This window comes from Streptococcus sp. HMSC072D05 (genome assembly GCF_001815805.1).
GTDB lineage: Bacteria > Bacillota > Bacilli > Lactobacillales > Streptococcaceae > Streptococcus.
Map to the genome: position 1 here is coordinate 1 of NZ_KV821985.1, position 401 is coordinate 401.

Consider the following 401-nt stretch of genomic DNA (forward strand, 5'->3'; position numbering starts at 1 on the left):
TAACACGGGTTCGAATCCCGTACGGACTATGGTGTATTGCGGCTAAAAAAACTTGAAAAAAGTTTAAAAAATCTGTTGACAGAGGCAGGTAGCTGTGATATACTAATATAGTTGTCGCTCGAGAGAATGAGTGACAAAGACCTTTGAAAACTGAACAAGACGAACCAATGTGCAGGGCACTATAACTAAGGTTATAGTACTGAACAATGAAAAAACAATAAATCTGTCAGTGACAGAAATGAGTGAGAACTCAAACTTTTAATGAGAGTTTGATCCTGGCTCAGGACGAACGCTGGCGGCGTGCCTAATACATGCAAGTAGAACGCTGAAGGAGGAGCTTGCTTCTCTGGATGAGTTGCGAACGGGTGAGTAACGCGTAGGTAACCTGCCTGGTAGCGGGG

The 401-nt window shown here is 43.6% G+C and carries 1 rRNA gene; it reads left to right on the forward strand.

Annotated features, from left to right (window positions below):
* Positions 1 to 257: 257 nt before the first annotated feature.
* A 16S ribosomal RNA gene (locus tag HMPREF3057_RS01135) occupies positions 258 to 401 on the forward strand; the annotation flags it as partial.